The sequence below is a fragment of the Lysinibacillus sphaericus genome, from assembly GCF_005217585.1.
Taxonomy (GTDB): Bacteria; Bacillota; Bacilli; order Bacillales_A; family Planococcaceae; genus Lysinibacillus; species Lysinibacillus sphaericus.
The window spans coordinates 1-21459 of sequence record NZ_SZPT01000004.1; the positions used below are offsets into that span (position 1 = coordinate 1).

General features: G+C 38.4%; 21 protein-coding genes and 8 tRNA genes. 2 read left to right on the top strand and 27 right to left on the bottom strand.

The window, feature by feature from the left end; genetic code table 11:
• Positions 1-94 precede the first annotated feature (94 nt).
• From FC748_RS16150 to acpS, 18 genes are all read right to left on the bottom strand, one after another.
• Positions 95-168: transfer RNA gene (locus tag FC748_RS16150), tRNA-Gly, on the bottom strand.
• Positions 169-186: 18 nt separating this feature from the next.
• A tRNA-Arg gene (locus FC748_RS16155) sits at positions 187-263 on the bottom strand.
• A 24-nt stretch (positions 264-287) separates the two neighbouring features.
• Positions 288-373, bottom strand: a tRNA-Leu gene (locus tag FC748_RS16160).
• 69 nt (positions 374-442) lie between these two features.
• A tRNA-Lys gene (locus FC748_RS16165) sits at positions 443-515 on the bottom strand.
• A 15-nt stretch (positions 516-530) separates the two neighbouring features.
• Positions 531-605: transfer RNA gene (locus FC748_RS16170), tRNA-Gln, on the bottom strand.
• A gap of 5 nt (positions 606-610) precedes the next feature.
• Positions 611-686: transfer RNA gene (locus tag FC748_RS16175), tRNA-Asp, on the bottom strand.
• 27 nt (positions 687-713) lie between these two features.
• Positions 714-785, bottom strand: a tRNA-Glu gene (locus tag FC748_RS16180).
• Position 786: 1 nt separating this feature from the next.
• Positions 787-863, bottom strand: a tRNA-Asn gene (locus FC748_RS16185).
• 91 nt (positions 864-954) lie between these two features.
• Positions 955-1416 (bottom strand): SprT family protein, encoded by a 462-nt coding sequence (locus tag FC748_RS16190; protein WP_108030834.1) that lies wholly within the window; start codon positions 1414-1416, stop codon positions 955-957.
• Positions 1417-1479: 63 nt separating this feature from the next.
• Positions 1480-3654 carry a Tex family protein gene (locus FC748_RS16195; protein WP_108030833.1) on the bottom strand — a complete coding sequence of 725 codons (2175 nt, stop codon included), beginning with the start codon at positions 3652-3654 and terminating at the stop codon, positions 1480-1482.
• A gap of 152 nt (positions 3655-3806) precedes the next feature.
• Positions 3807-4592, bottom strand: a complete 786-nt coding sequence (sigB, locus tag FC748_RS16200) for an RNA polymerase sigma factor SigB (protein ID WP_024361305.1) — start codon at positions 4590-4592, stop codon at positions 3807-3809.
• Entirely contained in the window at positions 4570-5040 is a 471-nt protein-coding gene (gene rsbW, locus FC748_RS16205; protein WP_024361306.1) for an anti-sigma B factor RsbW, read from the bottom strand. The genes sigB and rsbW overlap by 23 nt, the downstream gene beginning before the upstream one ends.
• Complete coding sequence (locus FC748_RS16210) at positions 5027-5371, bottom strand: STAS domain-containing protein (RefSeq protein ID WP_024361307.1); 345 nt, start codon at positions 5369-5371, stop codon at positions 5027-5029. Before FC748_RS16210 ends, rsbW begins: the two co-directional genes overlap by 14 nt.
• 224 nt (positions 5372-5595) lie before the next feature.
• Positions 5596-5946, bottom strand: coding sequence for a type II toxin-antitoxin system PemK/MazF family toxin (locus tag FC748_RS16215; protein WP_008177055.1), 351 nt, complete (start codon positions 5944-5946; stop codon positions 5596-5598).
• Positions 5947-5950: 4 nt separating this feature from the next.
• On the bottom strand, positions 5951-6214 hold the full coding sequence (locus FC748_RS16220; protein WP_080653282.1) for a hypothetical protein: 264 nt from the start codon (positions 6212-6214) through the stop codon (positions 5951-5953).
• Between the two features lie 466 nt (positions 6215-6680).
• A complete protein-coding gene (gene alr / locus FC748_RS16225) occupies positions 6681-7802 on the bottom strand; it encodes an alanine racemase (RefSeq protein ID WP_025220702.1) in 1122 nt (373 codons plus the stop codon).
• A 329-nt stretch (positions 7803-8131) separates the two neighbouring features.
• Positions 8132-9277, bottom strand: coding sequence for a LolA family protein (locus tag FC748_RS16230; protein ID WP_025220703.1), 1146 nt, complete (start codon positions 9275-9277; stop codon positions 8132-8134).
• Positions 9278-9365: 88 nt separating this feature from the next.
• Positions 9366-9722 (bottom strand): holo-ACP synthase, encoded by a 357-nt coding sequence (acpS, locus tag FC748_RS16235; RefSeq protein WP_024361311.1) that lies wholly within the window; start codon positions 9720-9722, stop codon positions 9366-9368.
• Positions 9723-9786: 64 nt separating this feature from the next.
• On the opposite strand from acpS, the gene FC748_RS16240 reads away from it, so the two are divergent.
• A complete protein-coding gene (locus tag FC748_RS16240) occupies positions 9787-10407 on the top strand; it encodes a rhomboid family intramembrane serine protease (protein ID WP_024361312.1) in 621 nt (206 codons plus the stop codon).
• 124 nt (positions 10408-10531) lie between these two features.
• Here the strand turns inward: FC748_RS16240 and FC748_RS16245 are convergent, their stop codons facing one another.
• The 8 genes from FC748_RS16245 to FC748_RS16280 form a co-directional block, all read right to left on the bottom strand.
• Positions 10532-11107, bottom strand: coding sequence for a GNAT family N-acetyltransferase (locus tag FC748_RS16245; RefSeq protein ID WP_108030832.1), 576 nt, complete (start codon positions 11105-11107; stop codon positions 10532-10534).
• Positions 11108-11222: 115 nt separating this feature from the next.
• Positions 11223-12695: a PH domain-containing protein gene (locus FC748_RS16250; RefSeq protein ID WP_108030831.1), complete on the bottom strand. Its 1473-nt coding sequence runs from the start codon at positions 12693-12695 to the stop codon at positions 11223-11225.
• The gene (locus FC748_RS16255; RefSeq protein WP_024361315.1) at positions 12688-13167 is read right to left on the bottom strand and encodes a PH domain-containing protein; all 480 of its coding nucleotides are present in this window, start codon (positions 13165-13167) and stop codon (positions 12688-12690) included. The genes FC748_RS16250 and FC748_RS16255 overlap by 8 nt, the downstream gene beginning before the upstream one ends.
• A gap of 289 nt (positions 13168-13456) precedes the next feature.
• The gene (gene cshA / locus FC748_RS16260) at positions 13457-15001 is read right to left on the bottom strand and encodes a degradosome RNA helicase CshA (RefSeq protein WP_024361316.1); all 1545 of its coding nucleotides are present in this window, start codon (positions 14999-15001) and stop codon (positions 13457-13459) included.
• A gap of 346 nt (positions 15002-15347) precedes the next feature.
• Entirely contained in the window at positions 15348-16040 is a 693-nt protein-coding gene (locus FC748_RS16265) for an alpha/beta hydrolase (protein ID WP_024361317.1), read from the bottom strand.
• 148 nt (positions 16041-16188) lie between these two features.
• On the bottom strand, positions 16189-17556 hold the full coding sequence (locus FC748_RS16270; RefSeq protein WP_024361318.1) for a UDP-N-acetylmuramoyl-tripeptide--D-alanyl-D-alanine ligase: 1368 nt from the start codon (positions 17554-17556) through the stop codon (positions 16189-16191).
• A gap of 11 nt (positions 17557-17567) precedes the next feature.
• Entirely contained in the window at positions 17568-18647 is a 1080-nt protein-coding gene (locus FC748_RS16275; protein ID WP_024361319.1) for a D-alanine--D-alanine ligase, read from the bottom strand.
• Between the two features lie 202 nt (positions 18648-18849).
• Positions 18850-19602 (bottom strand): hypothetical protein, encoded by a 753-nt coding sequence (locus FC748_RS16280; protein ID WP_029747104.1) that lies wholly within the window; start codon positions 19600-19602, stop codon positions 18850-18852.
• 171 nt (positions 19603-19773) lie between these two features.
• On the opposite strand from FC748_RS16280, the gene FC748_RS16285 reads away from it, so the two are divergent.
• On the top strand, positions 19774-20961 hold the full coding sequence (locus FC748_RS16285) for an FtsW/RodA/SpoVE family cell cycle protein (RefSeq protein WP_024361321.1): 1188 nt from the start codon (positions 19774-19776) through the stop codon (positions 20959-20961).
• Between the two features lie 79 nt (positions 20962-21040).
• Here FC748_RS16285 and FC748_RS22145 read toward each other — a convergent pair whose 3' ends face one another.
• Positions 21041-21178, bottom strand: a complete 138-nt coding sequence (locus FC748_RS22145; protein WP_004232019.1) for an Lmo0850 family protein — start codon at positions 21176-21178, stop codon at positions 21041-21043.
• Between the last annotated feature and the right edge of the window lie 281 nt (positions 21179-21459).

The following is a 21459-nucleotide window of genomic DNA, read 5'->3' on the forward strand; positions in this document are numbered from 1 at the left end:
GTTTTCAAGGTTCATTTTGTTGCCGTTTGTTTCAGCGACTTTTACATCTTAACATCTTTCGTTAATGATGTCAACAATTTTTTTAAATATTTTTTGGAGCGGGTGATGAGAATCGAACTCACGACATCAGCTTGGAAGGCTGAGGTTTTACCATTAAACTACACCCGCAATTATTAAAATGTATTATGGCGCGCCCGGCAGGAGTCGAACCCACAACCTTCTGATCCGTAGTCAGACGCTCTATCCAATTGAGCTACGGGCGCATGTGTTAAATAACTGAACTGACTTGGTGCGGCCGAGAGGACTTGAACCTCCACGGGGTTGCCCCCACTAGGCCCTCAACCTAGCGCGTCTGCCGTTCCGCCACGACCGCATTCAAAAAACAGGAACCTTCTTATTATACAATGATAATTCGAATTTTCAACCTTTTTCTTAAAAAAGATGAGCCATGAAGGACTCGAACCTTCGACCCTCTGATTAAAAGTCAGATGCTCTACCAACTGAGCTAATGGCTCATATTAAGAAATGAATGGCTGGGGTACTAGGATTCGAACCTAGGCATGACGGAATCAAAATCCGTTGCCTTACCGCTTGGCTATACCCCAATAAGTGGCGGTCCCGACCGGGATCGAACCGGCGATCTCCTGCGTGACAGGCAGGCATGTTAACCGCTACACCACGGGACCAATGTTACAATTATCTATTTATGAAAATGACCCCTACGGGATTCGAACCCGTGTTACCGCCGTGAAAGGGCGGTGTCTTAACCGCTTGACCAAGGGGCCATGGCTCCGAAGGCAGGACTCGAACCTGCGACAACCTGATTAACAGTCAGGTGCTACTACCAACTGAGCTACTTCGGAATAATCATATTGTGTTGTCGGCTTTATCTTGTCGACTTTTACTATTATAGGGATTAGCTGAATAAACGTCAACCCTTTTTTAAAAGTTTTTTTACTCAACTATCTTTAATTGCCCTGAACACTTGCCACAACAGTATCTGTTCACATTGAATCTAATTTTTCTAACATACCTTTGGTGACATTGTATACATTCATATGTATAGTGAGGACGCTGTTTTTTGCTACGAGATTTAGGTATTTGCAACGCTGAACAAAATCGAGGGGCATTCACTTTTTTTAACAACGCTCGAAAATCTTTATCACGATGTTGATAGCCCTTTCCTTCAAGGTGCAAGTGGTAATGACATAATTCATGAAGAATGATCCCCTCTACCTCTCTAACACCATATATTTCAAACGCCTTTGGATTGATTTCAATATGGTGGGATTGCAAAAGATAACGCCCACCTGTTGTACGCAGCCTTGGATTAAAGTATGCACGATGCATAAAGGGTTTATGAAAACTTTCTAATGAAATTCGACTTACAAGCTGTTGCAGTTCCTCATTGTTCAATTTCATCACCTCTAACAATAAGAATACCACACTGCGCAGTATAGACAGTGTGGTAAGAAATTATTACACTTCAACCATTTGTTTTTCTGGAGGAAGCATCGTTAATGAAATACGGCCTTTGTTTACCTCTATTTGTTCCACCCATACTGTGACAATATCACCTAATGCCACAACCTCTAATGGATGTTTAATACGTTTTTTTTGCAACTTGGAAATATGCACAAGCCCATCTTGTTTTACACCAATATCAACGAATGCACCAAAATCGACGACATTCCGTACAGTACCTTGTAATTCCATTCCTACTTGTAAATCTTCCATTTTTAAAACATCCGTTTTAAGTAATGGTTGTGGGAAAGCATCACGTGGGTCACGGCTTGGTTTCATTAAAGTATCTACAATATCCTGAACAGTAACAACGCCAATCCCTAGACTTTCACTTAACACTTGAACATTAAGAGCTGCAATTGCTTCCTCTGCCTTTTGTGTTCCTAGTTCTTTTTTATTTATGTGAGCCGCATCTAAAATTTGCTCTGCAATATTGTAGCTTTCTGGGTGAATACCTGTCGCATCGAATGGATTTTTCGCTTCAGGCACACGTAAAAACCCTATTGCTTGCTCATACGTTTTTGCACCGAGGCGAGGAATTTTCTTCAGTTGCGCACGAGTTGTGAATTGCCCATTTTCTTCTCGTACTTTTACAATGTTTTCGGCAACGGTTTTCGATAACCCTGAAACATATTGCAATAAAGAGGCTGATGCTGTATTGACATCGACACCGACTTGGTTAACCGCTGTTTCTACTATAAATGTTAATGACTCTGATAATTTCTTTTGAGAAACATCATGCTGATATTGTCCAACACCTACTGCCTTTGGCTCAATTTTTACTAATTCCGACAATGGGTCCTGCAAACGTCGTGCAATGGACACCGCGCTCCGTTGCTCTACTTGCAAATCAGGAAACTCAGCACGCGCAACCTCCGACGCTGAATATACGGATGCACCGGCTTCGTTGACAATAACATAGGCCACATCTGTATTCACTTCACTTAAAACATCGGCAATAAATTGCTCAGTTTCGCGCGAGGCTGTCCCATTACCAATCGCAATGATTGTAATAGGATATTTCGCTAAAATCTCTTTCACAACTGCTTTTGATTTTGCTACATCTGGCTTTGGCGGATGTGGGTAAATCGCCGTAACTTCTAGCATTTTACCCGTCTCATCAACAACAGCTAATTTACAACCCGTACGATAGGCAGGATCCACCCCTAGTACATACTTACCTTTTAACGGTGGCTGTAGTAAAAGATTGCGGAGATTTTCCGAGAAAATATGAATCGCTTGCGCCTCTGCTTTTTCCGTTAATTCATTACGTAACTCTCTCTCAATCGATGGTTGAATTAATCGTTTATAGGAATCCTCTATTGCAAGTTTCACCTCTGCAATGGCAGGTGAGAAACCTGTTGCTGGTATCCACTCTTTCCACATAATCATCAGTACTCGATCTATCGGTACTTGGATAGCAACCTTTAAGACATCCTCCTTCTCCCCACGATTGACAGCTAAAATACGATGAGGAACAATGCGGTTGACAGGCTCTTCATATTCGTAATACATTTCAAAAACCTTTTTTTCATCTAGTTCCGCATTTTTTAAAGCGGTAGTCAGCATGCCCTCTTTCCAAGAAAAAGTACGGATTTTCTGCCGTATACTTGCATCATCAGCAAAGCGCTCTGCTAAAATGTCACGTGCTCCAGCAATTGCATCTTCCACTGTTGCAACATTCTCCATATCAACAAAATCTTGAGCTAATTGGACTAACGCTTCACTACGATACTCTAGCAGGAGATCAGCTAGAGGCTCCAACCCTTTTTCCTTTGCGATAGTCGCTTTCGTACGTCGTTTTTGCTTATATGGGCGATATAAATCTTCAACACGTTGTAATACCGTCGCCACTTGGATGGCTTGTTCCAGCTCTGGCGTAAGCTTATCTTGTTCTTGAATTAAACGAAGAACCTCTTCTTTACGTTGTTCAAGTTGCTGTATGTAATGATAACGATCTTCTACAGCTTTTATTTGTACCTCATCCAAAGAGCCAGTAGCTTCTTTTCGATAGCGCGCAATAAACGGGACGGTGTTACCTTCATCCAGTAATTTTATTACTGCCTCTGCTTGATTTGGTTTAATTGCTACATCCTTTGCAATAAGCTGGTACATTTGTTTTTGTTCCACATTATCACTACCTTTTTTCTTTTCATTTTACCACTACACTTCAATAAAAAACCAAAGATAGTCCATCCACCAAGAAGGACAGCCAAAAATAAAAGGCGCTATTGCTATTGGATTATGAAACCCTCTAGTAATAAACGCCCTAATGAAAGGTATTACAGTGGCACACTTCCACTTGCAAGAATGACCTCCTGTAATTTCTTAATTGCTTTTCTTTGAATTCTCGAAACATGCATTTGAGAAATACCTAATAGTTCTCCCGCTTCTTTTTGGCTCAGTTGCTCTAAATAAGTAAGCTGAATAATTTGTTTTTCTCGCTCATTCAAAACTTCCATTGCATCTGCAACAATCATTCTTCTGTTGGTCATTTCATAACCTATATCTTCTTTACCCATAATATCAGATAACGTGACAGTACTTCCGTCATTATCTGATTCGATTGAATGATCCATTGACAGTGCTTGGTAGCTTCGGCTCATCTCCATTGCCTCTAAAACTTCTTCCTCCGGTACCTCTAAACGCTCTGCAATTTCTTTAACGGAAGGTGAACGTTGGAACTCTATCGTTAACGATTCTACAGTCGTTTTAATACGTGGTCCAATTTCTTTAATTCGTCTCGGTACATGAACATCCCACGTTTTATCGCGTAAGAATCGTTTAATCTCCCCAATAATAGTAGGTACTGCAAAGGCCTCAAAACTGCGACCAAATGTAGCATCAAAACGTCTTATTGCACCTAGTAACCCGAGCATTCCAACTTGCACAATATCATCGTAATAAGATTTACCATATGAATATTTTCGCGCAATGGACTCTACTAAATTACGATAATGAATAACCAAATTGGTTTGAGCTTCTTCATCTTCTGTTGCTTGGTACAATTCTATCCACTTTAATACATCTTCCTTAGTAGAAGATTTATGTAGTGATTCTTTCGACATTTTTTTCCACCTGCTCCCTAGCGACGTACTTTGTCATGAAGACAGTTACGCCACCATCGTTATTAATCATCACCTCATCCATTAAAGTTTCCATTAAATAAAGCCCTAAACCGCCCTCTCTTAGCCCCGCAATACTGTCTCCCGGATGATAAGGCCCAATTTTCGTTTTAATCTCTTCAAAGTTAAAACTATTCCCATAGTCTGCAATCATCATTTCCAACTTGTTTTCATAGAGCGCACAACCTATGACAATTTCGCCTTCTTCAACATCTTTATACGCATGGTGCACAACATTTGTCACCGCTTCACTAACGGCGATTTTCAAATCTTCAATATCATCGTAGCTAAACCCTATGCGGTTAGCTAATCCAGAAACCGTTAAACGAATAACACTGACAAACTGCGGCTTTGCAGGAACCCTTATCTCAATATAATCAAATTCCTTCATTACTTAATTCCACCTTCTTATCAGTTTCAATATCCATCAGTTCACTTAAGCCAGTAATTTCAAATAATCTTTGTAACCGTTTAGATAGGCCTACAATTTTAACTTTACCTTCTTCACGTAAAGCTCTTTTATAAAAAGCTACTAAAATACCAAGACCCGTACTATCCATATAATTCACTTTCGATAAATCTAATTTAATCTCCATACCTTCTGTAATCTTAACCGCCTCTAGTTCCTCACGCAGACCAGAAGCTGTAAATGTATCAATTTCACCTTCAACATAACCATATAATTTTGTGCCATCTTTTTTAAAATTTACTACCATGTCCATACAGCCCACCTCCACCATATTTATTAGACTTTTCTTCTTTACCCGCATCTATCGGATGTTAAACATGATTAACTTTTTTTCTTCGCATAAATTTTATTTTTTTGAGTTACAAAAAACCAACGACAATTTTCTACAAACTTAAAAGGCAATAATGCTTGTAATGAAAAAAATTAAAAAAACATCAGGATAAATAAAATCCCTGATGCTCTATACACATATGTATATCAAAATTTAACAAGCCCCAAACTAATCATCAATGCTCCATCCACTTTTTCCATTACTGCATGATCTAGCTGCGTAATACGATCAGTCAATCTAGACTTATCAATTGTACGCACTTGCTCAAGCAAAATGACCGAATCACGTTCAAAACCGTACTTTTCAGCATTTATTTCAACATGTGTCGGTAATTTTGCTTTTTGAATCTGTGCAGTAATTGCCGCGATGATGACAGTCGGACTAAATCGATTTCCAATATCATTTTGAATTATTAATACCGGCCTAGTGCCACCTTGTTCGGATCCAACTACCGGCGATAAATCTGCAAAAAAAACGTCACCACGTTTTACATTCAAAGTGTCATCCCCCGCTAACGAGACGCTCCACTGTATGTTGTGCTTCATATTCCGCGTGCAAGCATTCACTTGCAATCATCAGGTTAATATGAGACATCTCAACATATCCTTTCATCATAGCTTCCCGTATTTGATTTGGTTGCTCCTGCATTAAATTTTTGCGCGACAAAATACGCACAAAAGATTCACCTTCAATTACTTCCTTTGTTTGTAGAATCAGTCTATCTTGAATAGCAATTGTAGCTTCTCTTAACTTTTTCTCGTACACAGCAAGCACCTCCAACGGAACCATACACTTTTTCATTACTACCCATTCTACCATTGAAAGATATTGTTGAAAAGACATGAAATGACAAAATATCTGACAATTTGAAGGACAAGTTGTAAAATTTTGTAGGTTTTCGAAAGTATGTGCTGGTACCATCCGTCATATTGACTTGGTGCCTTGTTACTTAATTTCACTATACATAATCCACTAATCCGAACAGAATTGGCTTTCCCATTCACAGATTAATTTCGACAAAAATTCGCTAACCTAATTTGTCTACATGTATTGAAAAATTATTTTCATTAAAAAACTACTTGTAATAAATTACGCGTTCCACCCATATTTTATAAGCCTACATAAAAGACTCCTCTAAAATTTGTTATACTCCTTATTTAACTTAACCAAAATTGAATAATTACTATTCACTCTTATTTTATGAAGAGAAGGGCTACTTGGTTAAACAAAGTTAAATGTAAATACGAGGAACTCTTGCTGTAATAATGCATGGTACTTCATAATTAATCGTTTCTAGCTTTGTTGCCCATTCATCTATTGAAATCTCATCTTGCCCTTGACGACCAATGAGCGTTACTTCCTTACCTATAGCATATGCTTTTGGTAGCGCAACCATACATTGGTCCATGCAAATTCGTCCAACTATAGGCATTCTTTGTCCGTCTATTAGTACCTCTTGTCCTGCTAATTTACGAATTACCCCATCTGCATAACCTACTGGAATTGTCCCAATCCACATATCTGTTTGTGCAATGAATGTTGCTCCGTAACCTACTGAATCTCCTGCTTTTAACTGTTTGACATGGACAAGCTCACTCTCAAGTGAAAAGGCAGGCTTCAATGGAAATGGTAAAATCCCCTCTACATAAGATGATGGTGCTAAACCATACATTGAAATACCATAACGTACAGCATCATATTGTAAACGATTATCCTTTACCAAAGCCGTTGCTGTATTGGATGCATGTACTAGTCTAGGTTTGTCAGGCAATATAGCAATGAGCTTTTCAAATAACGCTACTTGGCTATCGAAATAGGCTGTGTCTTCCTCATCAGCTGTTGCAAAATGAGTAAAAATGCCATCCAATTCTACATTATCTGTTGAATGGATGGTATGGTATAGCGCTAACAATTCGCTTTCGGTGCGTATACCAATTCTGCCCATTCCACTATCTACCTTAATATGTAGTTGTAAAGGGTTTTCTTCCCCTGCTACCATTGTTGCAACTTGCTGTACCCATTCACTTGAAAATACCGTAAGAGTAATGCGTTGTTGTGCTGCATAGGATGCAAACGATACTGGCGAGGCCCCTAATATTAGTATGTCTGGTTCTTCGAAATGTGCTCGAATATGTAATGCTTCATCTGGTGTAGCCACGGCAAGCATTGTTGCACCCGCTTCCAAAGCTGCTTTAGCAACTGCAATATCCCCATGTCCATAGGCATTAGCTTTTACGACTGCGATAATTTGTACATTTGGTTGGAGTAGATCTTTTAAATTTTTTATATTTTGTTGGATTGCTTGTAAATCTACAATTGCTTTGGTTGGTCTAAAATGCTGCTGTGTCTCCATTAGAATACCCTCTTTTTTAGTTATTAAACCGTTATGTATAGGAATAATTCCATATAACATTAAATTCTAGCATACTACTTGTCCGCCATTTGGATAATACATTGATGATCTACTTGTGCATGTCATTATATAAATTCGACAGCATGTTAATTTTTCCCTTTTTATTCCTATTAAAACTAGCTTATCTTTTTGTAGAACATGCAACATACTTCTATAGATCATTAATCTCCACTGTTTCACATTGCTATACATAAACTGCTAGAAATAAAAAGTTCTTTTATTGCCTAATAAGCTACAGCTCTCTTTTCAGAAAGCTGTAGCTAGAAAAATTACTTCATACTACTTATCGTCATGGAAGTCGCAACTTCCACCATTTCTTCACGTGTTAATTTACTAGAAGCTACAAAGAATGCGACGCCATCTTTTTCCCAGCTAATGGACGTATCTGTAATCGCGCCAATTGTAAATCCTAAGTCAACAGGATCACCTGGCGAAGTAACTGGTAACATAGAGGACTCTTTCATAACTGGTTGCTGCATAACTGTAAACGCTTTATCCCCTTCAAACGTTAAAATAACTCGTTCCATACCACTATCACTAATGGCTTTTTCATTTGTCATTTTCGTGTTTTCAAAATTCACAACTGGATAATGCGTTTGGAATTCTTGATATTCAACCTCTGCACCGACTGCTTCTTTTTCACCATTTGCATCTGCTTGACCTTTAGCATCCGCTTCACCGTCTGCTTCCGCTTGACCTTTTGCATCCGTTTCACCTTTTGCATCTTTATCATCTTTTGCATCTTTGTTTGCAGGTGCAGCTTGTTCGCCTTTTGAATCTTCTGTTTCAGTAAATTGTTCAACAGCATACTCTTTCGCAGCATGTTGTACACCTAGCTTAATATTATTAAATGTAATACGAATTTGCTCTTCTTTGACATCATTCATAATCACTACAGATGTAGGAAGCATCGTTTTCTTATCTACCGTTATAACTTGGTGAGGCATACTATTTTTATAACTATTTCTAGTAGCCGCTTCAAATATATATGCTTTGTCCTCTTCTTTCATGACTAAATTTTTATCTTCAGCTAAATCTTCTGCTAATGCTCCGATTAAATACGCCTGACTATTTTTCTTTGGCCAATCGCTTTGGAATTTGTACATTTTGTTTAATGTTGGTGTAACCACAAAAACTCCATCAGCATTACGCACAATCATTTGCGATACATCTTTCCCACTTTCCACTACTTCCACTCGATAGAAATCAGGTTTAGTATGCCACACGGTAACATCATATGTTCTAGGTTCTCCACCTGATTTAATCTCCATCTTAGCGTCTAACTCATAACCATTCGTCTCTGACCACTTACCATTAACTTTCTTCAACACTTTTTCCTGTGAGGCTGTACCACACGCCGACAGAAGTAATATCGCACAAATTAAGACGAGCCAAGTAACTAAACGGTTGCCCACGCTTTCACCCTTTCTTCTTTCAAATCCACTACGACAATATATGAACCATATTTGTCAGTTATGTCATTTGATGAAAAGGCAATATATTTTATTCCATAAGTAATATTACTTGCGCGGCTGCATATTGCTTAGAATGTGTAATACTAACAAAGCCCTTTACAAGCTCTCCTTTAAAATATAAAACAGGGTTACCCGCTTCCCCTCTTAATATTTCAACATCTTGTAGCGCACAATCTTTCCCTATTCCGGTACCTAGCGCTTTTGAAAAGGCCTCTTTTGCCGCAAATCGCCCTGCTAAAAATTCTATTTTGCGAGATTCAGAATGCGCTGTAAATAGTGCACGTTCGTTAACTGATAAAATGCGGTCCATAAATTTATCTGTGCGTGTCATTGCTTTCACAATACGCTCAGTTTCTACAATATCGAGACCAATTCCTTTAATCATATGAACTTCTCCTTTTCTTATTTCCAAAAAGCCATGTATAATAATTGTAAATTGAGGTGGAGCTATGTTTAGTAGAACAGAAAATTTTAAGCAATATACAAGTTATTATCCTGTTGTTTCAACACTAATAGCAGTGAATCTTATTCTTTATGTATTAACACTTCTTCCAGTCATAGGAGAACTGCTGTGGAACTATGGGATTCAAGTCAATTTCCTTATACAAAGCGGTGAATGGTGGCGGATTTTCTCTGCGATGTTCTTACATGCGAACTTTATGCATGTGCTCTTTAATATGTTCTCCCTGTTTTTATTTGGGCCAGAACTTGAGAAAATTGCAGGCAAAGCACGCTTCATTACGATTTATTTATTATCGGGTATCGTAGGGAACATGGCAACCTTTATGCTTAATGACAGTAGTTATGCCAGCCTTGGCGCAAGCGGCGCAATTTTTGGTATCTTCGGTGCGTTTGGTGCACTTGTCTACTACACGCGTCGTACAATGCCAATGCTTCGTAAGCTTATTTTGCCGATTATCGTCATCAGTGTCATCATGACTTTCTTACAGTCTAATGTAAATGTTTATGCCCATTTAGGTGGCTTAGTGACTGGATTCCTACTCGGACTTATTTACCTACATCCTACAAGAATTCTAAGTTGGCGCAAACAAAGAATGGCAGGAAAATAGCTTGTAAAAAGAGGAGCTACCCCATCAGTGAGGTGTTAATCACTGCGGGCTGTTCCTCTTTTTTATAGCTTAACATCCCTAACATTCCATTTTTTCTAAGGTCATTGACATGCTATCGTTGAAATTATAGTACAACAGTAGCCTCTTTCGCCATTTTTATTTTTTTCCATTCTACTGCGGTTAGCCCATAGACAACCTGATCTACATAATGATCGTATAGCCATTCAGCATCTCTTAAACGCCCTTCTTCATTGAATCCTAGCACTTTAGGAATTGTCCGACTACGTATATTCCCCACTGCAACGCGGACTTCAATGCGATTTAACTTTAGATATTCGAAAGCAAAATCAATAAATACCCTCATCGAATTTGTCACAAGCCCATTGCCAACAAACTCATTCCCTAACCAATAGCCAATACTTGTACACTTATGTTGCCAATTCACTTGATGATAACCAATGACCCCCGCTAGCTTACCATCATAATAAATTCCAGCCTGTATCCCATTATGGTCAGCATATTGTTGCATTGCATTTCGAACAAATTGTTCTGTATCTTTGACCGTCTTGACATTGTCTACAAAGGGTAACCACTCACGTAAAGTCTCTCTTGAACGGTCTGTTAGCGCAAATAACTCCTCTACATCATTTAAATCTAACATTTTTAAATAGGTGTGCTCATTTATGCTGTATCGAAACATCAAATCCACCCCTTTTTGTCAATTTATTCTATTATAAACGCATTTTTTCTAGATTTGTACATAAAAAAAGCTAATCCTTACATTTTTATGCAAAGATTAGCTAATCATTTTCTATTTAATGTTCATACCAAGTTAATATAGTTTCAGCATCTTGTTGTTCTAGGCTAGGTACATTAACTGTCATACCAGCCATTCCTGACATTACCGTTGCTTTTATCGACATGACTTGTTTACGCTTTTGGAAATACGTTTGACTACTTTCCATAGATTGTATACGTTTTTTCTCCATAAACAATGTAATGCGACTAAAGATCCGATATTGCATTGTCAATTGCTTGCCGTCAATCATGTAGCCTGCTGTTCGATGTTGCCAAATACCAAGGAATATGATTAATGGTATTAATAAGAATGCTAATAACCCGTAAGGATATAAGAAATAACTGCTTGCCCCTATTATCGGTACGAGCCAAATGAAATCAATGCGATAAAAAAATGGACGTGCACGTTTCGGAGCCTTTATAAATTCAGGATGCCAATTCATTTCAGGGAAAAGTTGTTCGAGCGTCTGTACACAATGTTGTTTTTTAATCAGTGGGAACAATGCAATTTTCTTATCTCCACCCTTTTCACCATTTCCCCCTGCACTTTCTACTACAACCGTAGCAAAACCAAATATTTGACGCAAAGGGTTTTCAACTATACGGATTGCCTGTATACGATTTAATGGTAATGTAATTCTTTTCTTCTCCAGTAACCCTTTAGTAATCATTAACTTTTCATCTTCAATACGAACCGTATAATCGTAATAATTCACAAGTGTTATAACAACCGATAGTAGCCACGCAATAATCAACACAAACATGATCATTAAAGCAACTAAGAATGCGCCAATCTTCACAATATCTGCCACTTCATGAAAGACCTCTTCATACGGGATAATATCCGAAAACTGAGAGATGACCGCTGCAACACCTGATAGGACAACGCCAATTCCACCAGAAGTCGTTGCTAATACAAGTAAATCCCGCATCGACATACGATAAATAACAGGCACCATCACTTCTTCTATTTGTCCATGTGCTAGTTCCTCGCCAAGTGGTTGCGCGATTTGTATTTTTGCTCGACGCATTTCTTCTTCAATAACATCAGCCGCTATTTTTTGAATAGCTGTTAATTCTACCTCTGGCTTGCCACCTTTATTGCCTGCTGTCTCAACTTGCACCTTGACTAGGCCAAATATCCGATGAAAAATACCTTCATGGTAATTTAAACTTTGAATGCGCTCAAATGGAATATAACGCTTCTTTTTGACGAATAACCCGTACTTTACTCTGAGTTCACCATCCTCAAACCAGTAAACAAAGGTACGCCACTTTACAATACCACCGACAAGCGCTAGTACTGCCCCTACCCCCCACACGCCAAACAGTAATACGGTTTCAAAAAAATATTCACTGCGGAAGTTCAAGGAAAAGTTAAAGCCATTACTAATAATGATAATGGCTACAGGTAAGATCATACTCTTTAGTGCTTTGACACTAGAGATAATCGCCGATACGGGGTGTAAACGATACAATTCGTTAGACATCATCTTCCGCCACCCTTGCTAATTCCGAAATACGCGCACGAAGTCCATCTGCTTCATCCATGACCAGTGCTGGAATTGTATGTACCGTGGCGGCTGTAGAAATTGAAATATTACCTAGGCTGTATCTTTTTAAAATGGGGCCTTGTGTCGTGTCAACATGTTGCACACGTACCATTGGTATTAATGTGCGTTTGACAACAAACAAGCCATGTTGGACTTCAATTTCATGTTCGCGCACTTCGTATCTCCAGCGTTCCCATCGAATTTTCGGGAATAAATACGCAGAAAAAAATGCACTTAATAGAACAACAGCAATCGCGATAAAATAAATAAATGAAGGCCATTCATAATAATAAGTGCCATAACAAACCAATGCTGCAATGACTAACAACAGCAATGTTTGTAACACACCATATAATCGCCATACTGTTAACCCTTTTCGGGAAATTTGATGAATTGGTTCAGCTCTCAAAATTGTTCCTCCTCTTTTCATTACCTATGTATACGTACGCAAATACTAATTTGTTTCAAATAAATCCATAGCCTTTTCATCATAATTAACCGCCATCTAAACATCTAGTATATCGCCTTTTTAGTATACGGCGCTATAGTTTAATGCTTATAATAAGCCGCTTTCGTCGCAACGTTCCGTTTAGAAATCTCGCATACTTACTTTTCCTTCCAAAAATTTCGAATAAATTAATTTAACTATAAATATAAAAAACCTTACAGTCAATTTGACTGTAAGGTTTTAGAGTTAATTAGTCTTCATGGCGACGTGGTGCACGTGAACGACCTTGTCCACCTTCACGACGAGCTCCGCCCTCACGGCGACCACCTTCACGACGGCCTCCACTGTTGCGACGATCGCCACCACTACCTTCACGACGGTTACCGCCAAAGCTACGACCACCACCGCTTCTGTTACGGCTATTACGATCGCCTCCGCGGCCACCACCGCCACCACCAGAACGCTCACGGCGCATTGGTAATGGACGCTCTTCTGTAATTGTAACAGGCGTATCATCCGGCTCTTTTGTTAATGAGCGTAATGCAGCTGCTACTACATCGATTGCATCATGGTTTTCAAGTACTTCTGTAGCTAATGTACGATAATCACCTAAGTTATTATTGGCAATAAGACCTTCAAGTGTCTCAATAGCTAAACGTTGTTGACCTACTAAAGCTTCGTCATTTGTTGGCGGACGAAGTGGTGTCATACGTTTTTTCGTTGTTTCTTCAACAATACGTAAATAGCCCATTTCACGAGGTGTTACAAATGTTACTGCAAGACCTGATTTTCCGGCACGGCCAGTACGACCAATACGGTGAACGTAAGACTCAGGATCTTGAGGAATATCAAAGTTATACACGTGTGTAACGCCTGAAATATCTAGACCACGAGCTGCTACATCTGTTGCAACAAGGATATCAATTTTATTTTCTTTAAATTGACGTAAAACTGAAATACGTTTTGCTTGGCTTAAATCACCATGAATTCCTTCAGCAAGATATCCTCGGATTGATAAAGCTTGTGCTAGCTCATCAACACGGCGTTTTGTACGTCCAAAGATAATCGCTAATTCTGGTTGGTGAACGTTTAATAAACGAGATAAAACATCGAATTTTTCGCGCTCAGCAGCTTTCACAAAGTATTGATCAATGTTATCCACTGTTAATTCTTTTGCTTTAATTTTTACAATTTCAGGGTCACGCATAAATGTCTCAGCGATTTTACGGATTGCTGGTGGCATTGTTGCTGAGAATAATAATGTTTGGCGCTCAGCAGGTACGTTTTCTAAAATTGAATTTATATCATCGATGAAGCCCATGTTTAACATTTCATCTGCTTCGTCCAGTACAAGTGTTTGAACATCTTCTAGTTTTAAAGTACGACGATTAATATGGTCTAAAATACGACCTGGTGTACCAACAATAATTTGTGGTTTATTTTTCAGTGCACGAATTTGACGTCCTATTTCTTGACCACCGTAAACTGATAATAATTTCACACGCTTGTCGTAACCGACTTTATATAGTTCTTCTGAAACTTGAATCGCTAATTCACGAGTTGGAGCAATTACTAATGCTTGGATATTAGGGTTTTTAGGATCGATTTTCTCGATAAGTGGAATACCAAAAGCGGCAGTTTTACCTGTACCAGTTTGCGCTTGACCTAATACATCGCGACCTTCAATGGCAAAACGAATAGTACCCTCTTGGATTGGTGTTGCTTCTTCGAATCCCATACGTTTTACTGAACGTAGTGTAGATTCACTAATATTTAATTCTGAAAAATTTGTCAAACTTCTCAATCTCCTTTTTTCCTTTTAAGTTGACAAATGGTTACATTTTCAGATGAAGTTGTCGGCAAATTCGAGCCTGTGTTGTGGAACGTTTCCGTTACTTAAAAATTCTCTCTACAAATGTTTCAAGTAGAGCTCTTATATGAAAAGGAAAGCCCGGTCTTTACCGAGCGGTTCGATTCTGCGTAATTATTCACTTAGAATAAAACCGTTATGTTCAAAAAAAAGTACTCTTCAACCAAATTATGAAGAGTCTTCGCACAAAATGTATCCATTGCTTACACTAGTCTATCACGGGAATCAAACGTATGCAACGATAACGCATGAGTCGTAATAATCTGACTATTTACTTATCCTTTAAAAACGCTAAAACCTTCGTAAACCAATCAAAACAATCTTCACAATGACAAATATGGTGTTTGCCATTGTTAGAAAAATACAACTTTTTATTTGTTGAAGCAAGCTGATCAAACAAAAATTGAGCGGTATGATAGGGCACAATTCCGTCTAATTTCCCTTGTACAATATACACTGGAATTTTAATGTCCTGATAGTACGGCGCTACCTTTTGGACAAGTTTCATGAATTCAATCGTAGCTGCTAAGGGGACGTTGTTGAACTTATGACGATATCTCAAAAACAACTCATTATTCGAAAGGTTGCGATGATACGCTTCAGTTGCTAACATTTTAAAATCTTTAACAAGCTGCTTAGGGCTAATGTATTTAGCTGCAGCACTAAGCAGTACAAGCTTCTTCACCTTATAACGTTTCGCTAAATATAACGCAATAATGCCACCCATAGAAAAACCAACGACAATCACTTCATCCACTTTTTTCGATAGCGCTCGAAAAGCTAACTCCGCATCCATTAACCAATGCTGTGCGGTAAAGCCTTTCATCTTTAGTTCTTCTCCATGCCCTGATAAGGTAGGCGTCTCGATTAGCCAATCTGTATTGGCTTGTAAATAAACGGTAAAAGGCTCTACCTCATAAGCACCACCCGAAAATCCATGAATACATAATACACCTATCGTCATTACCCTCACCTCAAAAAGTGGCTGTTTTACTAGCAATAGCATACAAAATGCTTTCCAATTTTTTTAATAAAGGGTAAAAATCAGCGCATCTGTAAACCAGAGCGGATTTTTACCCCAAGTAACAATTCATTATGTCAACAACCGCAAATCATGAAGTAAATGATTGCAAAATTGTTTCTAGTTTCATCCCACGTGAGCCTTTTAATAAAACAATGGATTTCTCTGTTGCCTGTTGAAGCTTTGCAATGATAGGCGCAAAATCATCCTTGTCGTATAATAAATGGTCAGCATCGAAACGTTCTTTCAACACCTCATACAAGAAAGCCATACGCGGGCCGTACAAGCACACATAGTCAATTTCACCTTCATGAATTGCTAATGATAACTCTTCATGGAAGCTTTTTTCATTATCCCCTAGTTCCAGCATATCACCTAAGACAAGCCACTTTTCAGGGCGAATAGTTGTAGTGGCTATAAACTGAATCGCCGCCTTTACCGACGTAGGTGCAGCATTGTAAGCATCATTAATAAATAATGCGCCTTGATTTCCTTGTATTTGCTGCATACGCATATCTGTTAACGTTACGTCTTTTAAAGATGTACGGATTTGCTCATCCGTTAAACCTAGTTTTTGCGCGATAAGCATGGCAATTAAAGTGTTTTTCACCTGATGCTTCCCAAGAACAGAAATAAAGAAATCCCCTTCAATAGCACCATGCGTTGTAAAGCTACTTCCACTTGCAGTTGCTTCAATATTATCAGCATATAACAAATCGCCTGGTTCTAAACCAAACGCCTGTGCATTTAAATTTTGTTCTTTTGCAACAAGCTCATTTAATAATGGCTCATCACCATCATAAAAGAGTACGCCATCCTCTTGCATACCTTGTATAATTTCAAACTTCGCCTTTGCAATACCGGCACGCGAGCCTAGGTCTTGCATATGTGCCTCACCGATATTGGTAATTACCGTTATATGAGGACGAGCTAACTTTGTTAAAAACTCAATTTCCCCAAATCCACTCATGCCCATTTCAAGTACAGCAACTTCTGTATCCTCTTGGAGCTGTAAAATCGTAATTGGTAAGCCTAGTTGATTATTAAAATTACCAATTGTTTTTTGTACTTTAAAAAACGGTGCTAGCGTGCCCGCTAAAATATCCTTTGTGGATGTTTTACCATTCGATCCTGTAATACCAATAAAGGTCGCCTTATGCTCGTTACGATAAGCACGTGCCATTTGCTGTAACGCCAACTCTGAATCATCCACAAATAGTAACGGAACATTTTTGGGCGGGTTAGGTTCATCTTTTTGCCAAAGCGAAGCACCCGCTCCTTTTTCAAAAGCTTGTTGTACAAACTTATGACCATTTGCCTGTTCACCGCGGAATGGCACAAATAAATCCCCTTGGCAGATTGTTCTTGTATCAATCGATATACCAGATACAATCGTATCTCCGAAAGCTGGCACCTCATCATTTAACCATGCTGCTAATTCCTTTAATGTCTTTTTCACAATAATCCCACTCAGTCTTTTTTATAGTGAAGCTGTTGTTTTTCTTCAAAGCGCTCAAGTGCTAGCGCAATCAGTCGATTAATAAGCTCTGGATAACTTACGTTTGTATGTTGCCAAAGAAGCGGATACATACTAACAGGTGTAAAACCTGGCATTGTATTTACTTCGTTAATATAAATGGCATGATCTGCCGTGACAAAGAAATCAGCGCGTACTAAACCACTTCCATCTAAAATCTTAAACGCACTTTTTGCGTGCTCTTTTAAACTAGTCACAACTTCTGTAGGTAGTTCAGCAGGAATAATTAATGCTGTTGAACCATCCTTATATTTTGAATCATAATCATAGAACTCCGTCATAGGCTTAATTTCACCTGGCACAGATACTTCTGGAAAATCATTGCCCAGTACAGCTAATTCAATTTCACGTGCTACAATACCTTGCTCTACCACAATTTTACGGTCGAATTGCAATGCTACCTCAATTGCTTGAATCAGTTCCTCACGGTTCGAAGCTTTACTAATACCAACACTTGAGCCTAAATTTGCTGGCTTTACAAACATTGGCCAAGACAATTTCTGTTCACAACGCGTTAAAATAGCATCTTGCTCTTTCGTCCATTCACTGCGAATGAAGTACGTATATGGCACTTGTGGTAAGCCCGCAATTTCAAACAACTGTTTCATAATCACTTTATCCATACCTGCAGATGATGCCAACACACCATTACCGACATACGGAAGATTCAACACTTCCAGTAAACCCTGTACAGTTCCATCTTCCCCGTTTGTTCCATGCAGTAAAGGGAAAATAACATCAAATTGGACCGCTGCCCCGTTTTTATCAATTAAAAACGCTGTAATATTATTTTCTAAAATAATGGCATCATCACCAAATTGCAATTCTTCAATCGAATTTGCGGGTTTTTCTAAACGCTCACCGCGTCGCCATTCCCCATCTGGTGTAATGTAAATCGGATATATCTCATACTCCTCGAAATTCAAAGCTCCAGTGACTGCGCACGCCGTCGACAATGACACCTCATGCTCCGCTGACTTTCCGCCGTATAATAAACCGATTCTTTTTTTCATTTTTTGTGCCCTCCACATACTTCTTGAGTATTATTAGTTTATCACGAAACGGCTTGACAAATGACATAAAAATCTCACCGTAATTTGGACGGTGAGATTTGAGTGCCTTATTCATTCAAAAGTTGGTCACCCAAGTAAAATGACTGACTATCACTTTCTTGAGTTCCATTCCTTTATAGCTGGTGAAATACCTGCTATATAGTTAAATAATATGAATCAATTCATCGTGCTCGTTTTTCAAAATTGTATTTAAATCATCCCAGACCTCATCTGGAAAGGAATAATCTGACAGGTTACGTATTTCTATACCATATGCGGCTTTCGGCTTCTCAATGCGATACAGTGACAACAATGCGCCCTCTTTAGCAAAGGAGCGATACGCACGCAAAAATTCCGGCGTAAGAGAAGGAATACTCGATTTTACTTTACGGCGCCAAAAACCTGTGCTTCGTTCTTTTTCACGTATTAACGTATTAAACACATTAGCGACGAGCAAATCTGAATCACTTAAATGGCGAAAATAAATTTTTGTCATTTTCTCTACATCCGAAGAACAATACACAAACCGATTTTGCAATTTATTAAAAAATGGCGAAGTAATCGGTTCTTTTTTATGACTTATGTAAAGCAGTTCTCCCTGTTCCATCGGTGTCAGCTGATCCAGCCTCTTTTCATCCATAAAATCTACCCAACACAATTCTTTCGACTCCGTAGCTTTTTTTACAAAACGAGGAACTTCCTCATCTGCTATATAATCAAACTGTGTATGCATATTAAATGATCCGTCTTCATAGGAATGCTTTAGTAAAAGTAAGTGATGCAGTGGATCTAAAGCAGCCACGAATTGCGAGAATTTAAGCCCGCTAAATATAACAAATTTATCGACATCATTCATATGAACATATATATGATACATAAAATCTTCAGCTGACTTTAATTTCTTAGCCACATCCATCACCCCATTCTTCACTTTATTATAAAACTAAACATCATTTTTTGAAACATTTTATGCTATTTGTCGTCACAACAATATACTCAGGCGTAAAATTGTTTTTTGCGTTATAATGTTAATGTTCGACATGCGTCTGTGCGCAGATTTTAAACTATTTTATTTTAGGTGGCTTTTATGGAAAATAAACGAAATTTCGTGAACCGTTTTGACTGGACGCTCGCTTTTATACTTTTCACTTTTCTTGTCATTAGTTTATTAGCAATTGCATCCGCTCAAACTTCCGGACAATATGGTATTAATTACGTACCTTTGCAACTAAGATGGTATGTAATTGGTGCATTTATTATCGGTGTCATTATGTTTTTCGAGCCTGATCAATATAAAAAAATGGCTTGGTATATGTACGGAGCTGGAATTGCTCTTTTAGTTTTGCTTATTTTCATGCCGGAAGGTAAAGGCCAAATTGGTGAGCCTGTGAATGGTGCTAAAAGCTGGTTCCATACACCACTTGGTAATATCCAGCCCTCCGAATTTATGAAAACTTTTTACATTTTAGCGCTTGCCCGCCTTATTAGTAAGCATCATGAAGTCTACTCTTTAAGATCCATTAAGTCTGACTTCATTTTACTAGGTAAAATCGCTTTAACGTTGATTATACCACTTGGTATTATTATGAAACAGCCTGACCTTGGTTCAGCACTTGTTTTCTTTGCGATTACCGCTGCACTCGTTATTGTAGCAGGTATCTCTTGGAAAATTTTATTACCTACTTTTTTAGGTGGCGCTGTCGTCGGGGGAAGCCTCCTGTGGATGGCACTTTACATGCAGGAATTTTTAGAGAAAACATTTGGATTTAAAGCGTACCAGTTTGCCAGAATTTACTCTTGGCTAGATCCATACTCCTATTCATCGAGTGATGGTTACCATTTGATTACTTCCTTAAACGCTATTGGGTCTGGTGAAATCTTCGGTAAAGGCTTCCGCGGGCGCGAAGTATACGTAGCCGAAAATCATACGGACTTCATCTTCACCGTCATCGGTGAGGAATGGGGTTTTATCGGTGCAAGTATAGTAATCTGTATTTTCTTTTTGTTAATCTATCATTTAACTAAAACAACATTATTATTGAAAGACCCTTTTTCAACTTATGTTTGTGCAGGTATTATCGCGATGATTACGTTCCATGTATTCGAAAACATTGGTATGACAATACAGCTACTACCGATTACAGGTATTCCACTTCCATTCATAAGTTATGGGGGAAGTTCTTTAATGGGCAATGCCTTGGCCATCGGGCTAGTCTTTAGCATGCGTTTCCATTATCGTACTTACATGTTTACAACGTACGATGAAGAAGATTAAGAAATTTAAATAATAAAAAAAGAATGGATAGCCTCTTTACTTTCGAAAGAGAACTATCCATTCTTTTTTGTAAAACGAGTTAAGCTTGAACTTGCGGAGTTTGCGTTGGTGGTGTGAGCACTTTTAAAAGTTCAAGTCGAGACTTTGTTACAGTAGCTGTCACACCCAACTTCGATAAATTCGAAACAATCTTCTTCAAATCTACTTCCTTCGTCATACATTCCACCTCAATCTTTTCTCGATTTTATATAACGTTTTATTTCCAAAAAAGTTTCATTTTTTCTAAGTGTTAGATGTCAGACGAGTTTATCTGTATCTATCATACCATTTAACTCGCCTTTAATATTTTTCAATTTTGTTACAATGTAAATTATGTTTAAAGGTCACTTTTTTAGGCAAACAAAATACACTATAGAATAGAATTTGATAAATACATTATTAACTCATCAAATCAATTCTATTCGTTGTTCTTCATTATTTTTGACCAGCCAGCAGGAA